Here is a 24,676-nt window from a genome sequence, read left to right on the forward strand (position 1 = left end):
TTCCTTGCAGCACCGGGACGGCCCTTTTCACCCGATCCGCGCGGACCATAGCCCGGCAGAGATTAAATACAAGAAAAGACAATGGATGCCCGCACTGCCCGGCCGATTTACCGGCCCATTGTGCTTCACCTGTCTTTCGCAGCTGCACTTCCACTGTTCCTGAAGCGCCCTTTTACCGCGAACTGTGATGCAAACAAGGCACGGACTGCAGAATTGCTTCCCTGTCGCTGGTCCCGCACGACATTCACTGGTTCGCGGCCAGAACCACCGGCTTTCTTCCAACTCCTATCGAACGAACTGGCAGGATGCTGCACCGCCTTGCCCTTGCGCCTTGTTTCGTCTACGACAGCCGCAACATCAGACAGCCGGATGCGAGAGGTTTCCTTGGGCGCGTCCGGCCGGGAACTCGCCAGGATTCAAGACCTTTATGGCCAAAAAACCGAACAAGCTGAAAGCCCGCCTGCCGCGCGGCTTCGTTGACCGCTCTGCCGAGGACATCCGCGCCACCGACGAGATGCTGGCGAAGATCCGCGCTGTCTATGAGCGTTACGGTTTCGATCCCGTCGAAACCCCTGCCTTTGAATATACCGATTGCCTCGGCAAGTTCCTGCCGGACACCGACCGGCCCAATGCCGGCGTCTTTTCCGTGCAGGACGAAGACGAGCAGTGGATGAGCCTGCGCTACGACCTGACCGCACCGCTGGCCCGCCACGTTTCGGAAAACATCAACGAGATCCAGCTGCCCTATCGCACCTACCGTGCCGGCTGGGTGTTCCGGAACGAAAAGCCCGGGCCGGGTCGCTTCCGCCAGTTCATGCAGTTTGACGCCGATACCGTCGGCGCACCCGGTGTCCAGGCGGATGCCGAAATGTGCATGATGATGTCCGACACGATGGAAGCGCTCGGCATCGCGCGCGGGCAGTATGTGATCCGCGTCAACAACCGAAAGGTCCTGGACGGCGTGCTGGAAAGCATCGGCCTAGGCGGTGAAGAGCACGAAGAACGCCGGCTGACGGTTCTGCGAGCGATCGACAAGCTCGACAAGTTCGGGATTGAAGGCGTTCGTCTGCTGCTGGGCGACGGCCGAAAGGACGAAAGCGGCGACTTCACCAAGGGTGCGGAACTCGACCCGGCTGCCATCGACAGCATCGTTGCCTTTGTCGCCGGAACGGGCACGCTTGAGAACGAAGGCATCACCGAGCTCAACACCATGGCGGAAATCTTTTCAGCCTGTGGCTATGGCGAAGACCGTATCAAGATCGACCCGTCCGTCGTGCGCGGCCTGGAATATTACACCGGCACCGTTTTCGAAGCCGAACTCCTGTTCGACGTGACCAACGAGAAGGGCGAAATCGTCCAGTTCGGGTCTGTCGGCGGTGGCGGCCGTTATGACGGGCTGGTCAAGCGCTTCACCGGACGTGACGTGCCCGCGACGGGCTTTTCCATCGGTGTTTCCCGCCTGATGACAGCGCTGAAGAACCTCGGCAAGCTCGGCACGTCCGACGTTGTCGCGCCGGTGCTGGTCACCGTGATGGACGGCGACGTTGCCGCGCTCGGACGCTACCAGAAGATGGTACAGGACCTGCGCGAGGCCGGTATCCGCGCAGAGATGTACCAGGGCAACTGGAAGAAGTTCGGCAACCAGCTGAAATATGCCGACCGGCGCAACTGCCCGATCGCCATCATCCAGGGCTCTGACGAGCGGGAAGCCGGCGAAATCCAGGTCAAGGACCTGATCGAGGGCAAGCGGCTTTCCGAAGAGATTACCGACAACATTACCTGGCGTGAAAGCCGTCCGGCGCAGGTCACCGTCAAGGAGACAGAACTCCTTGCGACCGTGCGCGGCATCCTGGACGGGCAGGCGGAAGACCGCCAGCGCCAGAACGAGGGTTGATCATGAGTGGGGCGGCACAGGTGACCGGACTGGCTCCGGAGAAGATCGAGACGGTTCTTGGCCTCTTCAAGGCTGCAGGCCATGACGAGGTCAGCCCGCCGATCCTGCAACCGGCGGACGTCTTCCTGGATCTCACCGGCGAGGACATCCGACGCCGACTCTATCTGACCAGCGGTACCGACGGGCTTGATCTGTGCCTGCGCCCCGACTTCACCATTCCGGTTTGCCGTCATCATCTGGCGCAGGAAGCCGTCAAGCTTCCGGCCGCCTATTGCTACAATGGCCCGGTGTTCCGCCAGCGCCCGGACGGCCTGGGCGAAATCCCGCAGCTCGGCGCGGAAAGCCTCGGCCGTACGGACACGGCCGAAGCGGATGCGGACCTGCTTACGCTTTCCGTCAAGGCCCTGGAGGAATTCGGCCTGTCGGACATCGTCATCCGAATTGGCGACGAGACCCTGTTCGCCGCCGTGCTGGAAGGACTTGACCTGCCGACCGTCTGGCGCCGCCGGCTGCGTGATCTCTTTGGCGAGACCGACCGTCTGACCGCCGCGATCACCCGCATGGCCGGAGTCTCCTCCTCCGACGATGACAGCCGCGACGTCCGCCTCGGCTTCCTGTCTGCGCTGGAAGGGGCCGATCCGGAGGCGGCTCATGCAGTCGTCGAGGATCTTCTGTCGATTGCCGGAATTTCCGCCGTCGGCGGACGCACGCCCAGCGAAATCGCAGACAGGTTCCTGGAGCAGGCCGCCCTTGCCAGCGGTGCCCGCGGCCATGACAAGGCGGCGGAAACACTCTCCGCCTATCTGGCCCTGAAGGCGGATGGCGCCAGCGCCGCCGGAATGCTGCGCGATTTCTCCCGCGATTTCGGCCTTGGCCTGGATACGCCCATCGCCGCCTTCGAACAGCGCCTTGCGGCCCTTGAAGCCAAGGGCATCGATCCCGCCCGGCTGACATTCGCAGCCGAGTTCGGTCGGCGTCTTGATTATTATTCCGGCTTTGTCTTCGAGATCCATGCAGTCAACCCACCCGTGGAAGGACCGCTGGTCGGCGGCGGGCGCTACGACAAGCTGGTGACCCTTCTTGGGGCCGAAGACGACGTACCGGCCATCGGCTTTTCCATGTGGCTCGACCGGATTGCAGCGAGTGTTAGGTCATGAGCAAACTGATTATCGCCATCCCCTCCAAGGGCCGCCTGCAGGAAAACACGCACGAGTTCTTCGGCCGCGCAGGCCTGAAGGTGGTGCAGCCCGGCGGCGCGCGGAACTATCGCGGCGCCATCAAGGGTCTGCCGAACGTCGAGATCGCGTTCCTGTCGGCTTCCGAAATCGCGCGGGAACTTTCCGACGGCACGGTCCATTTCGGGATCACGGGTCTGGATCTGGTGCATGAAAACATCGCCAACCCGGAAAGCACCGTTCACATCGTCACGCCGCTTGGCTTTGGTCCGGCGGATGTGGTGGTTGCCGTGCCGAAAGCCTGGATCGACGTTGAAACGATGGCGGATCTTTCCGATGTCGCTTCCGATTTCCGCAATCGCCATGGCCGCCGTCTGCGTGTTGCCACCAAATACGTCAATCTCACGCGCTCGTTCTTCGCCGGTCACGGCATTGCCGACTACCGCATCGTGGAAAGCGCGGGGGCAACTGAAGGCGCACCGGCAGCCGGATCCGCGGAACTTATCGTGGACATCACCACGACCGGCTCGACGCTGCAGGCCAACAACCTGAAAATCCTTTCAGATGGTGTGATGCTGAAGAGCCAGGCCAATCTGGTAGCCTCCCTCAACGCCGACTGGTCCGCCACCGCCCTTGGCGCTGCCCGGGCGATCCTCGACCGCGTGGCCGCGGAAGAAGCAGCCCGCAACGTCAAGCTGGTCAAGGCCGTGGTTGCCGACCGCACACAGGCCCTTCGATCTGTCAGCAAGGTTGGCGCTCTTCAGCGCTTTTCCGAAGTCGACGACCTGCACCACGTCAGCGTCTTGTGCCCCAGGGACGTGGTTGCCGACTGTGCCCAGCTGTTGATCGAAGAAGGCGCGGAAACGGTTACCGTCGAAACGCTCGACTATGTGTTCTCCAAGGAAAACCGACTGTTTTCGCCGCTGAAGGCGAAGGTGAACGGGTAAGCACACAGCAGCGTTTCCGAGCCGCGTGACATGATTGCGGAGGTTGCTTGCGGACGTTGTTTTTTCGGCTTCGCCGAATACCCCCTTCCCTAACCCTTCCCCACAAGGGGGAAGGGAATCCAGCCGAGTAACTCGTCAGGACCCGGTCACCTTCAGCGCCTCACAGGACGCTTGAATGCCGTGCGTGCGGCTTCAACGCTTTCCCGGCAGCAGCAGCCTTCCAGGTGGTCGTTGACCATGCCCATGGATTGCATGAAGGCATAGACGGTGGTCGGGCCGACAAAGCTCCAGCCGCGTTTCTTGAGATCCTTGGAGAGTTCGGTGCTTTCGGCCGTCTTGCCCAGGGTCTTTGCCGTGGCGAAGTCCAGCTTCTCAGGCCGGTTTTCCGGTTTCGGCTCGAATGACCAGAAGTATGCGGCAAGCGTGCCGAACTCCTGCCTCAGCTCCAGTGCCCGCCGGGCGTTGTTGATGGTGGATTCGATCTTGCGGCGGTGACGGACGATGCCGCTGTCCTGAAGACAGCGTTCGACATCCGCCTCGGTAAACTCTGCCACCCGTTCAAATTCGAAATTGGCGAAAGCTGCCCGGAAAGCCTCGCGCTTGCGCAGGATGGTCAGCCAGGACAGGCCCGACTGGAACCCTTCCAGGCAGATTTTCTCAAAAAGCCGCCTGTCCTCGTCAACCGGCCAGCCCCACTCCGTATCGTGATAGCGCTGGTAGTCCTCCAGACCGCCATGCCACCAGCAGCGGTTCCTGTCGTCCTCGCCCAGCAGCAGACCTGTTACCGGATCGCGTTCCGCGTTTGCCGTTTCCGCCGGTTTCTGCTCTGCCATACGCCACCTTGATATTCACTGTTTGTTCCCACTTTGGTACCCTTCCCGATACCTGGAAGCAACCCGAAATGCGAGCCCGGCTTCAAAAACAAAAAACCCGGCCAGGCCGGCCGGGTTTCGAATTTTAAAGGCTAGAGACTTTTCTCAGGCGAACAGGGCGTCGATATCGTCCTGGGTCGCCACATCGATGTCGCTTTCCAGTGCGGGACCGTTGAGAAGGGCAGCGTCGCCTTCCTTCAGTTCGCGCTGTTCGACTTCGATATCCTTGAAGGTTTCGATGCCACCCCAGATATCCATCATCTGCATGATGCGGTCTTCGACGAACCGCAGCGTCGATACCACCTTGGTGATGCGCTGGCCGGTCAGATCCTGGAAGTTACAGGCTTCGAAGATCTGGATGACCTTGTCCTGGATATCGTTCGCCAGTTCGGCGTCTTCCTTGCCAAGTCGCGCGGACAGCGTGTTGGCGGTCTCGTCGATGAACTCGGCAGATGCCAGGATCGTTTCGGTCGCCCCTTCCGTTCCGATCACCACGGCGTCAAGCTCGTTGGTGACCCGGGTCATCTCTTCGCCCTTGGAACCAGTGGTGTGATGCAGCGTCGCGATCTCGCGCTTTGTCTGGGCGATTGCCTCGTAGATGGCGTCGAGTTCAACCTTCAGCTTTGCCGCCTCGGACAGTTCCTTGCGGAATTCGGCCATGAACTTTGCGCTCATGGCTTCCGGATCAAGCGGTGCCTGTTGGTCCGGTCCGCTTTTCAGCATGGATTTGAGGCTGGCGATCTCTGCCAGGACTTCCTGGTGACGACGTTCTTCGGCATAGGCGGGGTTCTCGTTTGCCCCGGAATTCATGCGTATCAAGCTTTCCGCTCGAAAGGATCTTTTCACCGCGGCCATGCCTACTCCCGTTCCCCGCCCCTGCAGGCTTTCTTAAATCGCAATACCGACCCTTATAGCGCGGGAAGTTTAAAGAATTGTTTTTTCAATGCTTGGCGCGCCTTACGGCATAATTTGGTGTTTGGTAACGGTTTCTTGGCTTTCCTCGCGGCGGCGCTTTGGTTATCCTCGCGCAGATTGACAACGAACTGCTGCGCGCATGATCAGGCATGACCCTCAGGCCAATGTGGCTGCAAACGGTGCTTTGACCTAGATGAATTTCCTGCGCATCCTTTTGACCTGCCTGCTCTTTCTTACGGCCCCCGTCACGCTGAGTTCCCCTTCGGCCGCAAACGATTCCTTTTCAACGGAAGAGCTGCTGGAAGGGTTCGAGAAGACCGTATTCGGGCTGGAGTACCGCAGCTGGAGCTGGCGTCCCTATCTGGTCAAGAAGTTCACCACCCCGGTCCTGTTCTACGTCCATAACCTGTCCGCGCGCGACAGGACACAGACGGTCCATCGCTTCATAAAGGAAATCGACAACCGCATTGGCGGATTGACGACCGGCGTTACGAACGATCCGGCCAAGGCGAATTTCGAGATCTATGTGGTCGACCGGGCACAGTATGAACCGGTGGTGAAAAAGGACATCTACAAGAACGAACATGCCCGGGTTCCAGGCAGGTGCCTTGTTCGTGTCGTTTCCGGCCGCAAGGGCATCAAGCGCTCGGCGGCAGTCATCGTTTCCGACGAAGGCGAATTTCTTTTCAAGCGTTGTCTTGTCGAGGAACTTCTGCAGGGGCTGGGGCCGATGAACGACGACGAGCAGCTCACCCATTCGGTGTTTAACGATTCCTCGCGCCACAGCCGCTTTACGGTGTTCGACCAGATCATTTTGAACATGCTTTACGATCCGCGTATCAAACCGGGCATGTCGATGCAGCAGACCCGGCCGATCCTGCCGCTGGTAGCGCGCGATGCCAGAAGGCGCGTGCGTTAACCAAGGAATCGCGGAAAGCTTTGTCTTTTCAAACCACCTTCAAAGGTTAATCCGGCGACGACCGAAGCGCCTAGGATTTCATTAAGCCTGTTCCTCAACCAACAACTAACCATAAGAAAAGATTACCTGATTTCCGTGCGCCGGATTCATCTTTGCAACAGCCTGAGCTGCTTATCATCCTTGCCAATCCGTTAACCGGCGGCTGTAAAAGGCCGCTGAACGTGGTCGATGACAAGTTGATGAGTACTGCCATGTTGCTGCTGCGAAATATGTTTCCCAAGGCTCTCGCGTTTGCCGGTGTCCTGGTTCTTTCCACCGGCCTTTCCGGCACTCCGGCAACCGCGGGCCAGGTCTCGCCACCGCCGCTCGTGCTCAGCCCGAACCTGACAGAACCCTGGATGCTGCAACTGCAGCCCCAGGTCCAGCGGCGTTCGACGGCGCAGCGCTATCAGTTCAAGCAGCAACGTGTGCAACGGCCACGTGTCCAGCAGCAACAGCCGCAGGTGCGCCGCGCCAACTGGTGGTCACCCCGCCAGCAACCGGTCCGTCAGCAGCCGCAACGCCAGGCACGAGCCCCGCAATCGCGGCAGATTGCACCGCAGTTCCTGCCGACCATCGTGAACTATGACGGCCCGCACAAGGCCGGTACGATCGTGATCGATACCAACGAACGCTTCCTCTATCTGGTTCAGAGCGACGGCACCGCGCGGCGCTATGGTGTCGGCGTCGGCAAGCCCGGTTTCGAATGGGCCGGCACCCACAAGGTCACCCGCAAGGCGGAGTGGCCGGACTGGCGTCCGCCGGCGGAAATGCGCAAGCGTCGTCCCGACCTGCCGACCTTCATGGCCGGTGGACCGGACAACCCGCTCGGCGCGCGCGCCATGTATCTCGGGTCCACCCTTTACCGCATCCACGGCTCCAACCAGCCCTGGACCATCGGCCACGCAGTCTCCTCCGGCTGCATCCGCATGCGCAACGAAGACGTCATGGATCTCTACGAACGGGTCAAGGTCGGCACCACGGTGCACGTGATCTGACGAAGTTTTCCGCTTTCCGGCAAACGGAACACAGACGCGCGGCTCTGCCGCGCGTTTTTGTTGCCGGCACCTGCTTTTCTTTGCAGTCTGACGTCACGACAGGTCGAATCGCCGGCCTAGAGCAGTCTCCCTAAAGTCTCTTTCAGGACCGCGGCATGAAAGCCCCCCACATCTCCTTTTCGGTTCGATCGGATGCCGCCTATTTTCTCAAGGCGACGCTGGTCGGCATTCTGGTTGGCGGTCTGGCAACCGGATTTCACACCGGACTCGATTTCCTGTTCTCCCGTTATGCGGCACTGCGGCTGGCTCTTGGCCCGGGATACATGCCTTATGTCGTATCCATGGCCATTTCGGCAGCCTGCGTCACGGGAGCCTTTCTGCTCATCAGGCGGGTTGCCCCGGAAGCGGCAGGCAGCGGGATCCAGGAAATCGAAGGGGCCATGGAAGACAAGCGGCCGCTGCATTGGCCGCGCGTCCTGTTCGCCAAGTTTTTCGGCGGTCTGCTGGCGCTTGGGTCAGGGCTTGTGCTCGGCCGGGAAGGCCCCACCATCCACATGGGTGCGATGACCGCCGAGGCCCTGTCGCGGTCGCAGGACCTTTCGCCCGATGATCACAAGGGCCTGCTGGCGGCCGGCGCAGCCGCGGGACTGGCCGCCGCGTTCAATGCCCCCCTGGCCGCGATCCTGTTCATTGTCGAGGAAACCCGCCGACAGTTTCCCTTCGGCTATCGCACCTACATGGCCGTCATCATCGCATCGATCCTGAGTGCGGCCATCACCGAACAGCTGACCCATATCGGCCCGCCCCTGCAGGTGGATGTCGGCTATGTTCCGGTCTGGAGCTTCGCGCTGCTGGCAGTTCTGGGAGTTTTCCTCGGCGCGCTTGGCGTTTTCTTCAACCGGGCGCTGATCACGGTCATGGATCTCTTCCTGAAGATCCCCTCCGGCTTGCGCTGGGTCCCGGCGCTTGTCATCGGTGCGGTAACAGGCCTGCTGCTCAACGCGCTTCCCGCAGCGACCGGCGGCGGCGAAGAACTGGTCCACAACCTCATTCTGTCGAACTATGGCGTGATCACGTTGCTGGTGCTGACGCTCCTGCGTTTCGGCGGGGTGCTGTTTTCCTACGCGTCCGGTGTTCCCGGCGGCATCTTTGCGCCGATGCTGTCCATCGCGACCTGTGCCGGCCTCGCCTTCGGCGTCCCGTCGGCCGAATTCCTGCCGGTGGAAGACGATTTCCGCAGCGCCTGTGCCGTTGCCGCCATGGGCGGCTTCTTCGCAGCCTCTGTGCGCGCACCACTTGTCGGTGTTGTGCTGGTCATGGAACTGACCGGCGCCTATTCGCTGATCATGCCGGTATTGATCACCTGTACGACAGCATCACTGACGGCACACCACATGGGTGGTCGCCCCATCTACGAGGAATTGCTGGAACGCACGCTGCGGCTGGCCGGACAGCCTGTGGACGGCCCTCCGGACGGAGACAAGACACCGGTTCAGCTGGGCACACGGGAGAGCTGACGGGCTGCAAACAAGCCCGCGAGCCAAGTTTTGTCACGCTGTCCGGCTATTCCGCTGCCTGGCGCTGCTGAAGTACCGACGTCAAGCTGTCAGGCTGAGGGCCGCCATAGACCCAGTCGAGCAGTTCCGCCGTGTGCAGGATCGGAATTTCCGTGCCAAGACCGATTTGCGTCATGCAACCGATGTTGCCGGTTGCGATCACGTCCGGCCGGGTCTTTTCGATATTGGCAACCTTGCGGTCGCGCAGACGGCGCGCGATCTCCGGCTGGAGAATGTTGTAGGTGCCGGCAGACCCGCAACAAAGGTGGCCTTCGGGAACGTCCTTGACGGCAAAGCCTGCAGCCTTCAGGAGATCCTTCGGCTGCCGGGTGATCTTCTGGCCGTGCTGCATGGAACAGGCGGAGTGATAGGCAACCGTCAGGCCGGGCTTCATCGGCGGCTCACCGAGATCGACACCGGTCAGGAACTCGGTCACGTCCTTTGCAAGGGCTGACACCCGGGCCGCCTTTTCGGCATAGGCCGGATCGTCCTTCAGCATGAAGCCGTAGTCCTTGATGGTGGTGCCGCAACCGGATGCCGTGATCAGGACGGCATCCAGCCCTTCGCCCTCGGCTTCCTTCATCCACACATCGACGTTGCGACGGGCGTTTTCCAGCGACGCTTCTTCCTTGCCCATGTGATGAACAAGCGCGCCGCAACAGACTTCCCCCTTCGGCATCACGATCTCGTACCCGGCCCTGCGCAAGAGCCGGATGGTCGCATCGTTGATGCCGGGGTTGAGCACAGGCTGGGCGCAGCCGCTGAGGAGTGCAACACGCCCCTTGCGTTTGGGGCTTTCGGCTGCAAAGACCCCCGGTCCTTCCAGCTGGCCGCGGCCCGGCGCCTTTGCCGGGGCCAGTTCCAGCATGGCGCCCATTCGGGCAAGCGGGCCGCCCATCATCTTCAGCAGCCCAGCGAAGGGCCGGCCGAAATAGGCGCCGATAAGCGCCAGCCGGAACCGTTTCGGATAAGGCAAGACAAACGCAAGGACCGAGCGCATCAGACGGTCGGCAAACGGTCGCTTGTAGGTCTTCTCGATGTGGATGCGTGCGTGATCGACCAGATGCATGTAGTGCACGCCGGACGGACAGGTGGTCATGCAGGCAAGGCAGGACAGGCATCTGTCGATATGCTTGACGATGGTTTTGTCTGCTGGACGGTCGTTTTCCAGCATGTCCTTGATCAGGTAAATCCGGCCTCGAGGGCTGTCGAGCTCATCTCCAAGCAGTGTGAAAGTCGGGCACGTGGCCGTACAGAAACCGCAGTGCACGCATTTGCGCAGGATCTTCTCCGACGCTGCAACGTGACTGTCCTTGAGCTGCTCTGCGGTGAAATTTGTCTGCATTGCTCCCCGTATCCCTCAATGACCCGTCGTTTCGGGTTTCTCCTTCCGAGCGAGGCGGATCGTACGGTCAGAAGGAAAGCGGCACAAGGCACCTTTGTGGCACAACGGTTTTGCCGGCACGGACTTTCTGCCTCACCACTTCCCGCTTCCCTGAACGGACAGATGGAACATGAACCCGGGATAAACAGTGCACTCAGAACCGGTTCAACCGGGCCTGCCTAAGTTCCGAAGCGTGGGCGAAAGAAATGCCAACCAAGGAATTGATTTGATGATTAAGACGATTTCAAAAACTGCCGTTCTGACCGCTGTTCTCGCCAGTGTCGCAACCGGAGCCATGGCCAAGGACTGGATCGAGAAAGTGGAAGTCAAGCGCGACGGCATCGACGTCATTCCCGTCGAGGTGAAGGCCAACGCCTACAATTACACCAAGATCAAGTCCGGCAATCACCGGTTCCTGCTGCGCCTGTCGGCAAAGGCGACGAATGGCGAGCGGATTGTTGCCATGAAGGTCGGTTCCTTCAAGAACGTGCTTTACTTCGAAGGGGACGGCAACCTTTGGAGCAAGAGCTTCCAGAACCGCGACGTCGGCGCGGGCACGAAGCGTTCGGTTTCCATTTCCTACACGCCGGTTATCCCGATGGCGAAGGTCAAGTGGCAGGGCTGGGATCCGGTCCAGGCCTGCTCGCTCAACCTGGACAAGGTTCTTAAGAGCGGCATGAAGAAGTCGGTCGCGCTCAGCAAGACCTGGACGGTGTCCGCCAAGGCCTATTTCGAGCTGGACGCTGTGGCCGCGAAGAAGAACAAGGCCGAAAAGAACAAGTGGTCGCTCAAGAACACCACGCATCAGCGCGATGGTTATGGTTACGACGTGACGGTGAAGTGCCTGCCGGCGCAATGACGTTCGCCGCACCGGCAGCCTGGTAAAGGTTCATGGCCCGTGCCGCGCCTTGCGGACGGGCCTTGCCTTCTTGTCAGAACATCCAGGTTTCCGGGTTGGGCACAGGCTCGTTGCGGCCTGCAAGCTGAAGCCCCTTGATGCAGCGGACGATCATCCAGATCAGCACGGCAATCAGCATCAGGAAGCCGATCAGGATCAGGGTCAAAAGACCACTGACGATGCCGAACAGCAGCCCGATCCAGAAAGTGCGGATCTGATAGGTGTAGTGACTATCAACCCAGGCCGAGCCCTTGCCCCGATTGAGATAGGCAAAGATGACACCGACAATGGCGGTGAACGGCACGATGATATTTGCCAGATAAAGAATATAGATGAGCGTGGCGTTCTTGCCGCCTGGCTCCATGTAGCCTGAAACGTCGGACTGTTGATCCATGAAGGCACTCCGTTGGAAATGCGTGTGACAATTATGGCCTCACACTACACACCACTGACCATTTTTCCAGGATTTAGAATGCCTTTCGGGTCGAACTGTTCCTTCAGGCGGCGAGACAGTGCCGCGAGCGGAGCAGGCTGCGGGTGAAACACCGGCACATTGGACCGCTGGGACGCATCGGCCCGTACAAGTGTTGCGTGACCGCCGCCGACGGCATCGACCGCAGCCCTGATTTCCGCCTCATGCAGGCTGCCATCCATACACGACAGCCAGACAAGGCCGCCGCTCCAGTCGTAATAGGCCTGAAGCTCGAACGTCTCCCTCAGGCTGGCAACCAGTTGCGGCCCTGCGGTCGGGGCAACGGAAAGCCGCCAGACTGGGGTTTCCCCACCGGCGTAGGGTTTGACATCCCGGATCGTCTGCCAGAGAGCACCTGTTTCCGATGCCTCCAGTCGCGACGGCGTGCCATAGGTGCCAAGCAGTGCCTGCAGGGTCTTGAAGCGGTAATCCACCGAGGTGGAGAACCCTTCCAGGCGCAATACGGTTGAGCTACTGCCGCCGTTCACCTCCGCAGGCAAATGGGCCGCGCCGGACACTTCCGCCGACGATCCCATGGCCTGGCACAATGCCTTGATGCCATCGTCGTCATCGAGCCCGGAAAGCACGAATGTTGCAGAGGTCTCCGGCTTGGGATTGACCTTCAGCGTCACGGTCGTTGCAACGGCAAGCGTGCCATATGCGCCACACAGAGCCCGCGGCAGGTCATAACCTGTGACGTTCTTGACCACCTTGCCGCCGGAATTGAAGATCTCGCCGCGCCCGGACACCGCCTCCATGCCAAGCACGTGATCGCGAGCAGCCCCGGCCTTGATCCGGCGGGGTCCGGAAAGATTGGCTGCAAGCACGCCGCCGATTGTCCCCTGTGCCGGGGTGACGCCCAGGAGCGGGCCGAAGTCCATCGGCTCGAACGAAAGCTCCTGACCGTTGTCGTCGACCAGCTTTTCCACTTCGGCAATTGGCGTACCCGCCTTGACCGTCAGCACCAGTTCCGCAGGTTCATAGCTCTCGACCCCGGTCAAACCCGACAGGTCCAGCACATGAGCGGCCTGCACAGGGCGTCCGAGCGTCCGCTTCGAGCCTTGACCGATGATCTCCAGCGGCTGGTCTTCGGCAGCGGCCCAGGCCACCACCTTTTCCACGTCGTCGGTGTTTCGCGGTTTCATTGTCGCGTCCATGCCCCTACCCTCAGAACCGCGGAATATCTGGAAAGGGCAACTGGCCCTTGTGTACATGCATCTTGCCAAGCTCGGCGCAACGGTGCAGCACCGGAAAAACCTTGCCCGGATTGAGAAGATGCTTCTGGTCGAAAGCGCATTTGACCCGTTGCTGCTGCTTCAGGTCCGCTTCGGAGAACATGTCTGTCATCAGATCGCGTTTTTCGATGCCGACACCGTGTTCGCCGGTCAGAACGCCGCCAACCTCAACGCAAAGCCGAAGAATATCGGCTCCAAAGGCCTCCGCCGCATCGAGTTCACCCGGTTTGTTGGCGTCGTAAAGGATGAGCGGGTGCAGGTTGCCATCACCGGCGTGAAAGACATTGGCAACGCCCAACCCGTGTTTTTCGGCCAGCTCCCGCATGCGGGCCAGCACCTTCGGCAGTTCGCGGCGCGGGATGGTGCCGTCCATGCACAGGTAGTCCGGGGAAATGCGGCCGACCGCCGGGAACGCGGCCTTGCGGCCGGCCCAGAAGGTCATGCGCTCTTCCTCGCTTTCGGAAATGCGCACGTGGCTGGCCTGGTTGGCCCTGGCGATTTCCTCGACACGGCCGATCAGGTAATCGACCTCGCGCTCCGGCCCGTCCAGTTCCACGATCAGCAAGGCCTCGACATCACGCGGATAACCTGCGTTGACGAAATCCTCCGCCGCGTGGATGGCGGGCTTGTCCATCATCTCCATTCCGCCTGGAATGATGCCGGCGGCGATAATATCGGCCACACAGCGCCCGCCGTCCTCGCTGGTCGGAAAGCCGATCAGGAGCGCCCGCGCCGTTTCAGGCTTTTGCAGGATCCGCACGGTGACTTCGGTGACGACGCCGAGCAGGCCTTCCGAACCGGTCATCAGCGCCAGCAGGTCATATCCCTCGCTGTCCAGATGCTTGCCGCCGAGGCGAATGACCTCGCCGGTGACAAGCACCATTTCAAGGCCGAGAACGTTGTTGGTGGTCAGGCCGTATTTCAGGCAGTGCACACCACCGGAGTTCTCCGCGATGTTGCCACCGATGGAACAGGCGATTTGCGACGAGGGATCCGGCGCGTAGTAGAAGCCCTCGTGCTCGACCGCACGTGTAATGCCCAGATTGGTGACACCCGGCTGAACGACCACGGCCCGGTTGTCATAGTCGATATCGAGCACGCGGTTGAACTTCATCATCGACAGTAGAACGCCGTCTTCCAGAGGCAGCGCGCCGCCGGAAAGCGAGGTGCCCGCCCCGCGTGGCACGACCTTCACGTCATTGTCATGACAGTATTTCAGAACCTTCGATACCTGCTCGACCGTTTCCGGCAGGACGACGATCAGTGGCAGCTGGCGATAAGCCGTCAGCGCATCGGTCTCATAGGCGCGCATCTCGCGTTCGTCATGGATCACCCCTTCTCCGGGCACAATCGCCTGAAGCGCGCTCAGGATTTCCTGGCGGCGGGCCAATACGGCCTGATCTGGCGCGGGCATCGCAATGGCGGTCACGAAATGAACTCCTTCTACTTTTTAATACGTTGATCCAGTTGAATTGGTCCTACGTAACATGAGATGGCAGTGAATTACCCTTGCTTAAGTGTGGCAAGGTTCGCGCCCGAGGAAAACGACCGGCAAATACTAATTGTCTTTCTGAGAGATTGAAAATGAGCAATCTGACCGACATGGAGATTTTCGCAAGGGTGGTAAGCGCCGGCAGCATGTCGGCAGCCGGCCGCGAAATGAGCCTGTCGCCCGCAGTCGTCTCCAAACGCATCCGGCGTCTGGAAGAAAAACTCGGTACCAGACTGCTGCAACGGACCACTCGCCAGATCGCCATGACCGAGGCCGGACAGGGCTTTTACGAGCGCGTTGTGGCCATTCTTGCCTCCGTGGAAGAAGCCGAATCATTTGTCTCGCGCGGCTCGGCCAAGGCACGCGGCAACCTGAAGGTGGCCGTTCCGACGTCCTTCGGTCGGCTTCATATTGCCCCGCACCTTGGCAAGTTCCTGGCTGAAAACACCGACCTTTCGGTCAATCTCGATCTTTCCGACGATTTTGTCGACATCGTCGGTGACGGCTATGACCTTGCCATCCGCATTGCGGAGCTCTCCGATTCCAGTCTTGTCGCCCGGCGCCTGGCGCCGGTCCACCGCGTCCTGTGTGCAAGCCCGGTCTATCTCGAAAAGTACGGCACTCCGGAAAGCATCGAGGATCTTGTCGCAAACCATGTGACCATTGCCGCAACCAACCAGGACCCCTGGCGGCTCGCCGGTCCGGACGGGATCGAGACCGTTCGCACGCAGGCGCCGGTCAAGACCAACTCCAACGAGGTCGTGCGCGAATGCCTGTTGGCCGGCGTCGGCGTTGCGCTTCGATCGACCTGGGACGTCGGTCCTGAGTTGCGTGAAGGCAAACTGCAAATTCTTTTGCCCGAGTACCGGGCCTCCAAGGATGTCGGGCTTTATGCCGTTTACCCCAGCCGCCAGTTTCTGCCGGCCAAGGTGCGTGTCTTTATCGACTTCCTCGCCGGGCTCTATGGCTCGTCGCCCTATTGGGACCATGGACTTGAGGACTGGTTACGCCTGCCGAGCAACGCCCGCGCGGGCTGACCTTTCACCCGGACGCCAAACGATCCCAGTCGGTGATCGCGGGTTGGCATGCGGGATGCGACGGTCCGTCACTTGCATCAAGGCCTGACATCCTGTTCTGTTGACGGGGGTTTTAAACACCCAAACCGAGGGAGATATACATGCAGCGACTGCTGATGATCGCCGGAACCGCGCTTCTGGCCCTGACCGTTCAGGCAAGCGCCGAAGGCGACCCTGCCAAGGGTGAGAAAGTATTCAAGAAATGCGCCGCTTGCCATGCGGTTGGACCCGAAGCCAAAAACAAGGTCGGTCCGGAACTGAACGGCATTGTCGGCCGGGCATGGGGCGCGGTTGACGGCTACAAGTACTCCGCCAACCTGCTCGAATTGGCCGATGGCAAAGTTTGGGACGAGGAGACGCTTGACGTTTACCTGACCAAGCCGAAGGATCTGATTCCGAAAGGCAAGATGGCTTTTGCAGGTCTCAAGAAGGAAGACGACCGCGCCAACGTGATCGCCTATTTGAACCAGTACAACGAAGACGGTTCGAGCAAGTAAGCACTGCTCGCCGACTGACGACAAAAGGCCGGGTTTACCCGGCCTTTTTTTCTCTGGTGAAGCCTCTCGTCAGTCATCCCGGACGCAGCGAAGCGCGCTGCCATTTACGGTTTCAGTGCTCACCGTGTTGCTGACGGATGCGCTTGACGGTCCACCAGATCACCAGCACGACCAGCGGCACGGATATGCCGGTCATCAGGTTGGAGTCAGGCAGAGGCAAGCCGGTTTCCTTGGCGGCTTTCGCCAGATAGGAAATCAGGCCGACGACGTAGTAGCTCACCGCGGCAACGGACAGGCCTTCGACGGTCTGCTGCAGGCGGAGTTGCAGATGGGCACGCCGGTTCATGGATTCCAGCAGCGAACGATTCTGCTCTTCCAGTTCGACGTCGACCCGCGTGCGCAGGAGCGTGGTTGCCCGCGCCAGTTTGCGCGAGAGCATCGCCTGACGGTCTTCGATCGCCTGGCAGGTGCGCATGGCCGGGGCAAGCCGGCGGACGAGGAAGGACGCCATTGAAAGTTCGCCGGGGGCAGCCTCTTCACGCAAGGTTTCCAGCCGTGCCCGGACGATCTGGTCATATGCGCGGCTCGCGCCGAACCGAAACGTGCTGGCGGTTGCCCCCGCTTCCAGCGCGGCGGCAAGGCCGCTCAGTTTGTCCAGAAGCTCCTGGTTGGCGCCGAGCGCGGAGGTCTCCTGCATCTGGCCGGTCAGTTCCGCAAGCTCGATCTCGAAACGCCTGATATCCGGCTGAAGTCTGGTTGCCTCGAACAGGCCCAGCATGGCCAGCGTTCGATAGGTCTCGACCTCGAGAAGCCGCTGGACAACGGCGCCGGACTGAACGTCGCTCAAGGTCCGGTTGCAGACCAGGAGCCGCGTGAGCCCATCGCCATCCTGCCGGAAGTCGGTCGCCACCATCGCAGCGCCGTCTTCAAGGTTGGAAACCGTCAGGCTGGCTTCATCGAACTGGCTTCGCCATTCCTTGCCTTCATCACCACCGCGCAATTCCAGCCGGACGGCTACCAGCAGATCGCCGGGCGCCCGAAACGCAGCGCCAAAGGGGTGCTTGATCGGCACCTGCCCGAAAATCGTTTGTTCGTGGGCGCTACCATCCCAGGTGTAGGTGGTGAATTCCGCGTGCTGTTCCCAGCTCAAGGTGCCACCGCCGAAATTGACGGTGTGATGACGGGCTCCGGGCGCAGGACCGTGGCCACCGCGGGAAATGCAGAACTCAGACAGCCAGGCATGATCTCTGGCGGCTTCCTCAGCATCTGTCAGGAAAGCGTAGTGGAGCACCGTCCGCGGACAGGGCAGCGGACGAAACGGCCGCGCATGAACCTCCCCCAACACCTTTTCCCGCAAGGGAGATGTGCGAAAGGCAGGAAAGGTGGACCCGTTTTCTGATCCCTGATCCAAGGAGCAACCCCGACTTTGGAAATGTTCTGTCAATTCTACATTCCGCTAAGGCACCGCCGAAACCAATCCGCATTTTTGCCGCAGCAGACAATTGGGTTTCCGGAGAGACATTTCAGCAACAAATAATTGGACAAAAAAATTGACCAATTTTGAAAGCGGCGCTATTTTCCGCGCCAACAATTGGAGCGGGAGCGGCATGTTTCAGCCGGTCGATCATCAGAAGACGGCAAATGCCGTGGTGGAGCAGATCGAAGATCTGATCCTGAAGGGCGTGCTGCAGTCCGGCGACAGGCTGCCAGCCGAGCGCGACCTTGCCGACCAGATGAACGTCTCCCGTCCTGTGCTTCGCGATGCCTTGAAGACGCTTGAGGACCGCGAGCTGATTTCGTCGCGCCGGGGTGGCGGCACCTATGTTGCCGAGCTGATCGGCCCTATCTTTTCCGAAGCAGTGGTCCAGCTGATTGCCCGGCACCCGGGCGCGGTAAACGACTATTTCGAATTCCGGCGGGGCATCGAGAGCCAGGCGGCAGCCCTTGCAGCCGCACGGGCCGCCCCATCCGACCTTGCCCGGCTGCAGGACATAGTCCGCCAGATGCAGGAAGCGCATGACAGCGAGGACCTGCCTGCAGAAAGCCGGCTGGACGTTGCCTTTCATCACGCGGTCGGTGAAGCGGCCCACAATGTGGTGATGCTGCACACTCTCAGGTCCTGTTACCGGCTTCTGGAAAACGGCGTCTTCTACAATCGCGGGCGCCTTTACCACCACCCGTCGGCACGGATCGAGCTGCTGCAGCAGCACAAGGCCATTGCCGACGCCATTCAGACCGGGGATGCCGACCGCGCGAGGCAGGCCTCGGAAAACCATATCGACTATGTGCGCGGCACCCTTGCCGAAACGAAGGATCTGGACCGGCGCGAGCAGCTGGCCGGCCTGAGACGGACCCGAAAACCGGCTCGCGCGTGAGCCTCAGGAGGAATTCGATGACTGTTGTGACCGATGTTGCCGACATGCAGGCCCTTGCCCGGCGCCGGGTACCGAAGATGTTTTACGACTATGCGGATACCGGTTCCTGGACGCAGAGCACCTACCGCGAGAACGAAGCGGCGCTGCAGCGCCAGAAGCTGCGCCAGCGCGTGGCCTGCAACATAGACAACCGCTCGGTCAAGACCACCATGATCGGCCAGGACGTAACGATGCCGGTTGCCCTTGCCCCTGTCGGCCTGACCGGGATGCAGCGCGCCGACGGTGAAATTCTCGCGGCCCAGGCCGCAGAAGAATTCGGTGTCCCTTTCACCCTGTCCACCATGAGTGTCTGCTCGATCGAGGATGTCGCCGAGAACACCAAGAACCCATTCTGGTTCCAGCTCTACGTCATGCGCGACAGGGGCTTTTCGGAAAACCTGATGCAGCGTGCAACGGCTGCCGGCTGTTCGGCACTCGTTCTGACGCTTGATCTTCAGGTTCTGGGCCAGCGGCACAAGGATCTGAAAAACGGCCTGTCCACGCCGCCGAAGCCCAAACCGCACGTTCTGCTGGATCTTGCCTTCAAGCCGCGCTGGTGCTGGCACATGCTGCAGACCAAGCGCCGCCAGTTCGGCAACATCCATGGCCACGTGTCCGGTGTTGGCGACATGACCTCGCTTGCCGAATGGACCAACAGCCAGTTCGACCCGACCCTCGACTGGTCCTCGGTGGAATGGGTGAAGTCCCATTGGAAGCGCAAACTCATTCTCAAGGGCATCAACGATGTGGAGGATGCGAAGATCGCGGCGGACGTCGGGGCCGACGCGATCGTCGTCTCCAACCATGGTGGCCGTCAGCTTGACGGAGCTCTTGCCTCCTATGAAGTGCTTCAGGACATCGTCGATGCGGTCGGCGACAAGATCGAAGTGCATTTCGACAGCGGCATCCGGTCCGGTCAGGATGTCTTCAAGGCCGTCGCGATGGGAGCCAAGAGCACCTACATCGGCCGCGCCTTCATCTATGGTCTCGGCGCCATGGGCAAGCAAGGGGTCTCGAAGGTGCTGCAAATGATGCACAAGGAACTGGACGTCACCATGGGCCTTTGCGGCGAAACCGACATCAACAAGGTCGGCCGCCACAACCTGGTACTCTGACGGATCAGCGATCCGGGCGCGCGAACTTGGAGGGACTGACCCCGAGGCGCGTCCGGAAACTCGCCGTCATGTGGCTTTGCGAGGAAAAGCCCGACCTGAGGGCGATTTCCGCAAGCGGCTTGCCGGTGGAAACGATGAGCGCCCGGGCGCGCTGCAGCCGCCGGCTGACGATATAGTCGTAGGGCGACTGTCCGCAGTAAGCCGAGAAGGCACGGCTCAGGAAACTGGCCGAAACGCCGATTTCCTGCGCCAGAACGGCAACGGACAGATTTGACCCGAGATCGGCTTCGATCCTGTCCGCCACTTTCCGAAACCGATTGCCTGTCATCCATCTGGCAGCCTTGCCAGGGCGCTGCGGCTTCAGCCCCGCCTCTGCAAGTGCGTTGATGCATGCTTCGGTTTCCAGATGATCCGGAGGCGTATCCGACAACAGCCACTTGCGCAGTCTGCCTGCGGCCATGGAAGCAGATTTCGACAGGATGTTGGTGCGGTAACCCCCTTCCGTCAGACGGATTTCGCGACCGCTGACCAGAAGATATTCACCGCCCATTTCTGACCGGGAGCGGATGTCGCAGCCGCTGGGTGTCAAAGCCAGCGTGTTGGGCAAGCGAACGAAATCTTCTCGCCTGTCCGAAGCGATGGCATGGCTGCCCGATTGACAGTCAAACGCAAAGCCGATGGAGCCCGTATCTGCCACGAAACCGACATCGTAACCGGCGGCAGGCAAAAGGCGGAGCCCATATCCGGCCATCTCCCGGTGGATGGGCACAGATCCAGGCTGGGTATGAACAGTGTCCGTTTGCATGGCGCGCAAACCTGACGCAGGAACAGGGGCCGCGCAAGTCCGAATAGGTTCAGGATCCTGAAAGACAGTGCGGACCACGCGGATATACTCGCGGCCGACCAACACCAGAAACCGGACCTGACCACGCCCATGACCGCTCTCTTCACCCTGGACGACCTTGAAGCCGCTTTTCCGATCGTGCGCCAGCTTGTGCCGGAAACGCCAAGTTATGCCTGGCCACTCCTGAAGGAGCGGTTCGGCCTGGAAATCGCGGTCAAACACGAGAACCACACCCCGATCGGCGCCTTTAAGGCGCGCAGCTCCATCGTCTACATCCAGAAACATATCGAAGAACACGGCCGCCCCAGCGGCGTCGTAACGGCCACCCGCGGAAACCACGGCCAGTCCATGGCGCTGGCTGCCCGAACGCTTGGCCTGCCCGCCACCATCGTGGTGCCGGAAGGAAATGCGGAGGGCAAGAACCGGGCGATGAAGGCCTTTGGTGCTGATCTCGTGATCGACGGTCGCGACTTCGACATTTCCCGGCGCACTGCCGAGCGACTGGCCCATGAAAGCGGTTTCCTGATGGTGCCGAGCTTTCACAGGAACATCGTCCTTGGCGTTGCGACCTACGCGCTGGAATTTTTCAGGGCGCATGACGATCTCGACGTGGTTTATGTCCCCGTTGGCATGGGTTCCGGCGCCTGTGGACTGATCACGGTGCGCGACCTTCTGGGGCTGAAAACCGAGATCGTTCCTGTCGTTACGGAAAACGCCCCCGCCTACCGGCTGTCCGTCGAAGCGGGAAAAATCGTGACCACGGAAACCGCAGCCACTTTCGCCGACGGCATGGCCTGCCGGGAGCCGGTACAGGCGGCGCTTGATATCCTGCAGACCGGTTCCAACCGGATCGCAACGGTTACGGATGACGAAATCGCTGCCGCCATCCGCGTCCTGTTTGCAGATACGCATAATCTCGCCGAAGGTGCCGGTGCTGCCGCCCTCGCCGCATTGATGCAGGATGCGCCAAAGCTTCAAGGCAGGAAGGCCGGTATCATTCTGTCAGGAGGCAACCTGGACGAAACGGCTATGCAGACAGTTCTGACCGGTGGAACACCGGTGGTCTGAATACTGGAATGATAAAACCCCGGAACCAGAAATGCGATAAGTCTCAAAGCAACGACAGCCAGGCCTTTGCAATTGCGGCTCCGGTCTCGTCGGCCTTCGCTGCATGGCGGGACGCTTCGGTGTCGAAACGGCTGTGCCAGTCCGGCGTATGCGCGCGAATGTCGTCACTGAAGGCTTCGCTCCAATTACGCACTTCCGGCAGGCCGGTTTCGAAATGGAACTGGATTGCGTAGGTCAAATCGCCCATGCGGAAGGCCTGGACCGGTGTCATGGTGCTACTCGCCAGAAGCACCGCCCCGTCCGGCAGCGTTACGGTGTCGGAATGCCAGTGGAACTGAGGAGCACCGGCCCCGAGCTTGCCAACTACGGGATCTTCCAGCCCTGCGTCGGTCGGTGTCACGTCGCGCCAGCCGAATTCAACCGGCAAGCCCAGAAGGTTCTCTCCACCAAAGGCGCGGGCGATCAGCTGCGAGCCCAGACAAATGCCGAGGACGGGCTTGCCGGCATCGTCAAAGGCACGGATCAGGTCGCAGACCTTCGGCAGATGCGGATAGGCTTCGTCCGCCAGCGCATCCTGGGCTCCGCCCAGCACGACCAAGCCGGCAAAAGCATCGGTGCCTTGGGGTAGCGGCTCGCCTTCAAATGCCTTGACGGTGTGCCAGCTATGACCTTCCTGCGTAGCGACACGGCCGAGAACGCCAAGTTCCGTATGCTGATAGTTCTCAACGACGAGAAAATGCATGTTGTCCTCTAACCTGCTCACGAACCTTACCGCTTCAATTCCGGCAGGACTTTATCCATGCGCAACCTTGATGAAAACATCAAAAACAATCATTTGCATTGAAGTGTCCTGACCGCCAATCTTAGGAACAACATCCCCATAAAGATCGGTTCATTCATGAGCGTTGCATCCCCCAGCCTCCGGCCCGGCTCTGCCGGTTTCAGTGCAACCGACTATGGTCTTTACGCGGCGACGGTTCTTGCCTGGGGCTTCAGCTGGATTGCGATGAAGGGCCAGGTGGCAACGGTCGCGCCTGAAGTGTCTGTGTTCTGGCGCTTTGTGCTGGCAGCGTCGATCATGATGGCGTGGGCACGCTTTCGCGGACACCATCTTGCCTTCGGCCTTCAGGATCACCTGCGGTTTGCCGGACTTGGCGTGTTTCTGTTTTCCACCAACTTCACGCTGTTCTACTACGGCGCGGCCATTCTGCCGTCCGGTTTGCTGGCGGTGATCTTCTCGACCGCCTCGATCTTCAACCTGTTTCTGGGACTGATCCTGTTCGGCCAACGACCAAGCCCGATCGCTCTCGGTGCCGGGCTACTCGGCTTTCTGGGTATCGGCCTGATGTTCTGGCCGAAGCTGGCCGGGGCAGAGTTCAACGACGAAGCTGCCATTGGCCTCGCCATGTGTGTCGGCGGCACGTTGTCCTTCTGCCTTGGCAACATGCTGTCGGCTGACACCCAGCGACGCGGCATCGGCGTTACACCGGCCACTGCCTGGGGCATGGTCTACGGCATGCTTTTCCTGGGGGTCTTCTCGGCCCTGCGCGGCCAGAGTTTTTCCGTCGAATGGTCCGTGAACTATTTCGGAAGCCTGATCTATCTGGCTGTTGTCGCCTCGGTCATCGCCTTTGCTTCCTACCTGACCCTGCTCGGCCGCATCGGCTCGGCGCGGGCAGGCTATGCCACCGTGATGTTCCCGGTGGTCGCTCTCACTCTGTCGACCATTTTCGAAGGCTATCAGTGGACGCCAGTGGCCGCCGCCGGTCTGGCCTGTGTCATCGGTGGCAACCTGATGATGCTGCGCGCCCGGTAGGTCTATCCCTGACATGAGAAGAAACCGGACGGCGGAGGTTTATTCCGCCGCCAGTTGCGTTGTGCCGCTGCCAACGTTGCCGATGGCTGCCACCAGGTGGTTGCACAACGTATCGTGCATGGTTTCGCGTGCCGTATCCGAGCGCAGCAGGGCGATGTCGCAATAAGGCAGCGTCGGAAAGCCGTCCTTCTCGTCCAGAATACGCATGCCGTCGCGAATCGCGCTTTCAGGAAACACCGTCACGGCAAGTCCGGCCTGAACCGCACCGACGAGAGCTGCCGCGCTGGAGCTTGTGTAGGAGACCCGGTAGGGGCGTCCCGCCCGGTCGAGCGCATCCATCGAAATCCGGCGCCAACCACAGGTCACCGGTCCGAGTGCCAACCGGACAACGTCCTGTGTGTGGGCGCAATGTTGGTTAGACGTAACCCAGTATAGCGGCTCTCGGCGAATGATTTCACCGCGCAGGTCCATCGTATCCTGGGAGGTCGTGATGGCAACGTCGAGCGTTCCTTCCCGGATCGCATCCGTCAGCCGGGCACTGGACAGACATTCCACCTGCACTTCAATGGAAGGATTGAGCCGGTTGAAGGCTGCCAGCACCTGAGGCAGCAGCCGGTCGGCATAATCGTCCGGCACGCCAAGCTTCACATGGCCGACTTCCTTCTGGCCATTGAAGGCAGACAGGGTCTCGTCGTTCAACATGATCATCCGGCGGGCGAACTCGACCAGCCGCAGGCCGTTTTCCGTCAGCCGGGACTGGCGCCCGTCCTTGATGAAGATCGGCTGACCAACACGCTCTTCCAGCCGCCGCATCTGCATGGAGACTGCCGACTGCGTCTTGTGCACAGCCTCACCAGCCTTGGTGAAGCTTCCCAACTCCGCGATCGCCAAAAACGTTCGAAGTTGGTCGATGTCCAGTGCGTGATGCATGCAAGGACCCTATGAAATGAGCCACAAACCGGTGGTGAAATTTGAGATTCGAATTGATTTACTAAAGATACATCACAACTTCTTACACTTCAATCGGTATTTGGCCAGCAGGACAAAACA

General features: G+C 60.5%; 23 protein-coding genes. 13 read left to right on the plus strand and 10 right to left on the minus strand.

Going from position 1 to position 24,676, the window contains the following annotated elements:
• Positions 1-427: 427 nt before the first annotated feature.
• The 3 genes from hisS to hisG are packed head-to-tail and all read left to right on the plus strand — an operon-like array spanning position 428 to position 4,016.
• Complete coding sequence (gene hisS / locus ACP90_RS23300; protein WP_062490324.1) at positions 428-1,894, plus strand: histidine--tRNA ligase; 1,467 nt, start codon at positions 428-430, stop codon at positions 1,892-1,894.
• A gap of 2 nt (positions 1,895-1,896) precedes the next feature.
• A complete protein-coding gene (locus tag ACP90_RS23305) occupies positions 1,897-3,051 on the plus strand; it encodes an ATP phosphoribosyltransferase regulatory subunit (RefSeq protein ID WP_062490326.1) in 1,155 nt (384 codons plus the stop codon).
• Positions 3,048-4,016: an ATP phosphoribosyltransferase gene (gene hisG, locus ACP90_RS23310; protein WP_062490328.1), complete on the plus strand. Its 969-nt coding sequence runs from the start codon at positions 3,048-3,050 to the stop codon at positions 4,014-4,016. Before ACP90_RS23305 ends, hisG begins: the two co-directional genes overlap by 4 nt.
• Before the next feature lie 152 nt (positions 4,017-4,168).
• Here hisG and ACP90_RS23315 read toward each other — a convergent pair whose 3' ends face one another.
• Positions 4,169-4,849: a DNA-3-methyladenine glycosylase I gene (locus ACP90_RS23315; RefSeq protein ID WP_062490329.1), complete on the minus strand. Its 681-nt coding sequence runs from the start codon at positions 4,847-4,849 to the stop codon at positions 4,169-4,171.
• Between the two features lie 144 nt (positions 4,850-4,993).
• Positions 4,994-5,698: a protein phosphatase CheZ gene (locus ACP90_RS23320; protein WP_208993393.1), complete on the minus strand. Its 705-nt coding sequence runs from the start codon at positions 5,696-5,698 to the stop codon at positions 4,994-4,996.
• A gap of 298 nt (positions 5,699-5,996) precedes the next feature.
• Here ACP90_RS23320 and ACP90_RS23325 point away from each other — a divergent pair, with 298 nt between their 5' ends.
• The 3 genes from ACP90_RS23325 to clcA all read left to right on the plus strand — a co-directional run bounded on the left by ACP90_RS23325 (position 5,997) and on the right by clcA (position 9,276).
• Positions 5,997-6,722, plus strand: a complete 726-nt coding sequence (locus ACP90_RS23325; RefSeq protein WP_023002095.1) for a DUF2927 domain-containing protein — start codon at positions 5,997-5,999, stop codon at positions 6,720-6,722.
• A 239-nt stretch (positions 6,723-6,961) separates the two neighbouring features.
• The gene (locus ACP90_RS23330; RefSeq protein ID WP_062491914.1) at positions 6,962-7,759 is read left to right on the plus strand and encodes a L,D-transpeptidase; all 798 of its coding nucleotides are present in this window, start codon (positions 6,962-6,964) and stop codon (positions 7,757-7,759) included.
• A gap of 155 nt (positions 7,760-7,914) precedes the next feature.
• A complete protein-coding gene (gene clcA / locus ACP90_RS23335; RefSeq protein WP_062490333.1) occupies positions 7,915-9,276 on the plus strand; it encodes a H(+)/Cl(-) exchange transporter ClcA in 1,362 nt (453 codons plus the stop codon).
• Positions 9,277-9,322: 46 nt separating this feature from the next.
• Here the strand turns inward: clcA and glcF are convergent, their stop codons facing one another.
• Positions 9,323-10,660 carry a glycolate oxidase subunit GlcF gene (gene glcF / locus ACP90_RS23340; RefSeq protein ID WP_062490334.1) on the minus strand — a complete coding sequence of 446 codons (1,338 nt, stop codon included), beginning with the start codon at positions 10,658-10,660 and terminating at the stop codon, positions 9,323-9,325.
• 268 nt (positions 10,661-10,928) lie between these two features.
• On the opposite strand from glcF, the gene ACP90_RS23345 reads away from it, so the two are divergent.
• Positions 10,929-11,558: a hypothetical protein gene (locus ACP90_RS23345; RefSeq protein ID WP_062490335.1), complete on the plus strand. Its 630-nt coding sequence runs from the start codon at positions 10,929-10,931 to the stop codon at positions 11,556-11,558.
• 73 nt (positions 11,559-11,631) lie between these two features.
• Here ACP90_RS23345 and ACP90_RS23350 read toward each other — a convergent pair whose 3' ends face one another.
• Genes ACP90_RS23350 through ACP90_RS23360 form a run of 3 tightly spaced genes read right to left on the minus strand, consistent with a single transcriptional unit; the run spans position 11,632 to position 14,733 of the window.
• Complete coding sequence (locus tag ACP90_RS23350) at positions 11,632-11,991, minus strand: DUF4870 domain-containing protein (RefSeq protein ID WP_023002100.1); 360 nt, start codon at positions 11,989-11,991, stop codon at positions 11,632-11,634.
• Between the two features lie 44 nt (positions 11,992-12,035).
• A complete protein-coding gene (gene glcE / locus ACP90_RS23355; RefSeq protein ID WP_208993394.1) occupies positions 12,036-13,214 on the minus strand; it encodes a glycolate oxidase subunit GlcE in 1,179 nt (392 codons plus the stop codon).
• A 22-nt stretch (positions 13,215-13,236) separates the two neighbouring features.
• Positions 13,237-14,733 carry an FAD-linked oxidase C-terminal domain-containing protein gene (locus ACP90_RS23360; RefSeq protein ID WP_031269770.1) on the minus strand — a complete coding sequence of 499 codons (1,497 nt, stop codon included), beginning with the start codon at positions 14,731-14,733 and terminating at the stop codon, positions 13,237-13,239.
• A 155-nt stretch (positions 14,734-14,888) separates the two neighbouring features.
• Here ACP90_RS23360 and ACP90_RS23365 point away from each other — a divergent pair, with 155 nt between their 5' ends.
• Together ACP90_RS23365 and ACP90_RS23370 are read left to right on the plus strand one after the other, a co-directional pair.
• The gene (locus ACP90_RS23365) at positions 14,889-15,833 is read left to right on the plus strand and encodes a LysR family transcriptional regulator (protein WP_062490337.1); all 945 of its coding nucleotides are present in this window, start codon (positions 14,889-14,891) and stop codon (positions 15,831-15,833) included.
• 140 nt (positions 15,834-15,973) lie between these two features.
• The gene (locus ACP90_RS23370) at positions 15,974-16,369 is read left to right on the plus strand and encodes a cytochrome c family protein (protein WP_055657706.1); all 396 of its coding nucleotides are present in this window, start codon (positions 15,974-15,976) and stop codon (positions 16,367-16,369) included.
• Positions 16,370-16,481: 112 nt separating this feature from the next.
• On the opposite strand, the gene ACP90_RS23375 is transcribed toward ACP90_RS23370, so the two are convergent.
• Positions 16,482-17,813, minus strand: a complete 1,332-nt coding sequence (locus tag ACP90_RS23375; protein ID WP_353612647.1) for a DUF3422 domain-containing protein — start codon at positions 17,811-17,813, stop codon at positions 16,482-16,484.
• Between the two features lie 163 nt (positions 17,814-17,976).
• On the opposite strand from ACP90_RS23375, the gene ACP90_RS23380 reads away from it, so the two are divergent.
• Entirely contained in the window at positions 17,977-18,744 is a 768-nt protein-coding gene (locus tag ACP90_RS23380; protein WP_023002106.1) for a FadR/GntR family transcriptional regulator, read from the plus strand.
• A 17-nt stretch (positions 18,745-18,761) separates the two neighbouring features.
• On the plus strand, positions 18,762-19,898 hold the full coding sequence (locus ACP90_RS23385) for an alpha-hydroxy acid oxidase (RefSeq protein WP_062490339.1): 1,137 nt from the start codon (positions 18,762-18,764) through the stop codon (positions 19,896-19,898).
• Between the two features lie 4 nt (positions 19,899-19,902).
• Here ACP90_RS23385 and ACP90_RS23390 read toward each other — a convergent pair whose 3' ends face one another.
• A complete protein-coding gene (locus ACP90_RS23390; RefSeq protein WP_062490340.1) occupies positions 19,903-20,703 on the minus strand; it encodes a helix-turn-helix transcriptional regulator in 801 nt (266 codons plus the stop codon).
• A 129-nt stretch (positions 20,704-20,832) separates the two neighbouring features.
• On the opposite strand from ACP90_RS23390, the gene ACP90_RS23395 reads away from it, so the two are divergent.
• Positions 20,833-21,810, plus strand: coding sequence for a threonine dehydratase (locus tag ACP90_RS23395; RefSeq protein ID WP_055657696.1), 978 nt, complete (start codon positions 20,833-20,835; stop codon positions 21,808-21,810).
• 43 nt (positions 21,811-21,853) lie between these two features.
• On the opposite strand, the gene ACP90_RS23400 is transcribed toward ACP90_RS23395, so the two are convergent.
• Positions 21,854-22,552 (minus strand): type 1 glutamine amidotransferase, encoded by a 699-nt coding sequence (locus ACP90_RS23400; RefSeq protein ID WP_055657694.1) that lies wholly within the window; start codon positions 22,550-22,552, stop codon positions 21,854-21,856.
• A gap of 156 nt (positions 22,553-22,708) precedes the next feature.
• Between ACP90_RS23400 and ACP90_RS23405 the strand changes: the two genes are divergently transcribed.
• Positions 22,709-23,626: a DMT family transporter gene (locus ACP90_RS23405; RefSeq protein WP_023002111.1), complete on the plus strand. Its 918-nt coding sequence runs from the start codon at positions 22,709-22,711 to the stop codon at positions 23,624-23,626.
• A 39-nt stretch (positions 23,627-23,665) separates the two neighbouring features.
• Here ACP90_RS23405 and ACP90_RS23410 read toward each other — a convergent pair whose 3' ends face one another.
• On the minus strand, positions 23,666-24,556 hold the full coding sequence (locus ACP90_RS23410; RefSeq protein ID WP_055657693.1) for a LysR substrate-binding domain-containing protein: 891 nt from the start codon (positions 24,554-24,556) through the stop codon (positions 23,666-23,668).
• Between the last annotated feature and the right edge of the window lie 120 nt (positions 24,557-24,676).

This window comes from Labrenzia sp. CP4 (assembly GCF_001579905.1).
GTDB classification, from domain to species: Bacteria; Pseudomonadota; Alphaproteobacteria; order Rhizobiales; family Stappiaceae; genus Roseibium; species Roseibium algicola.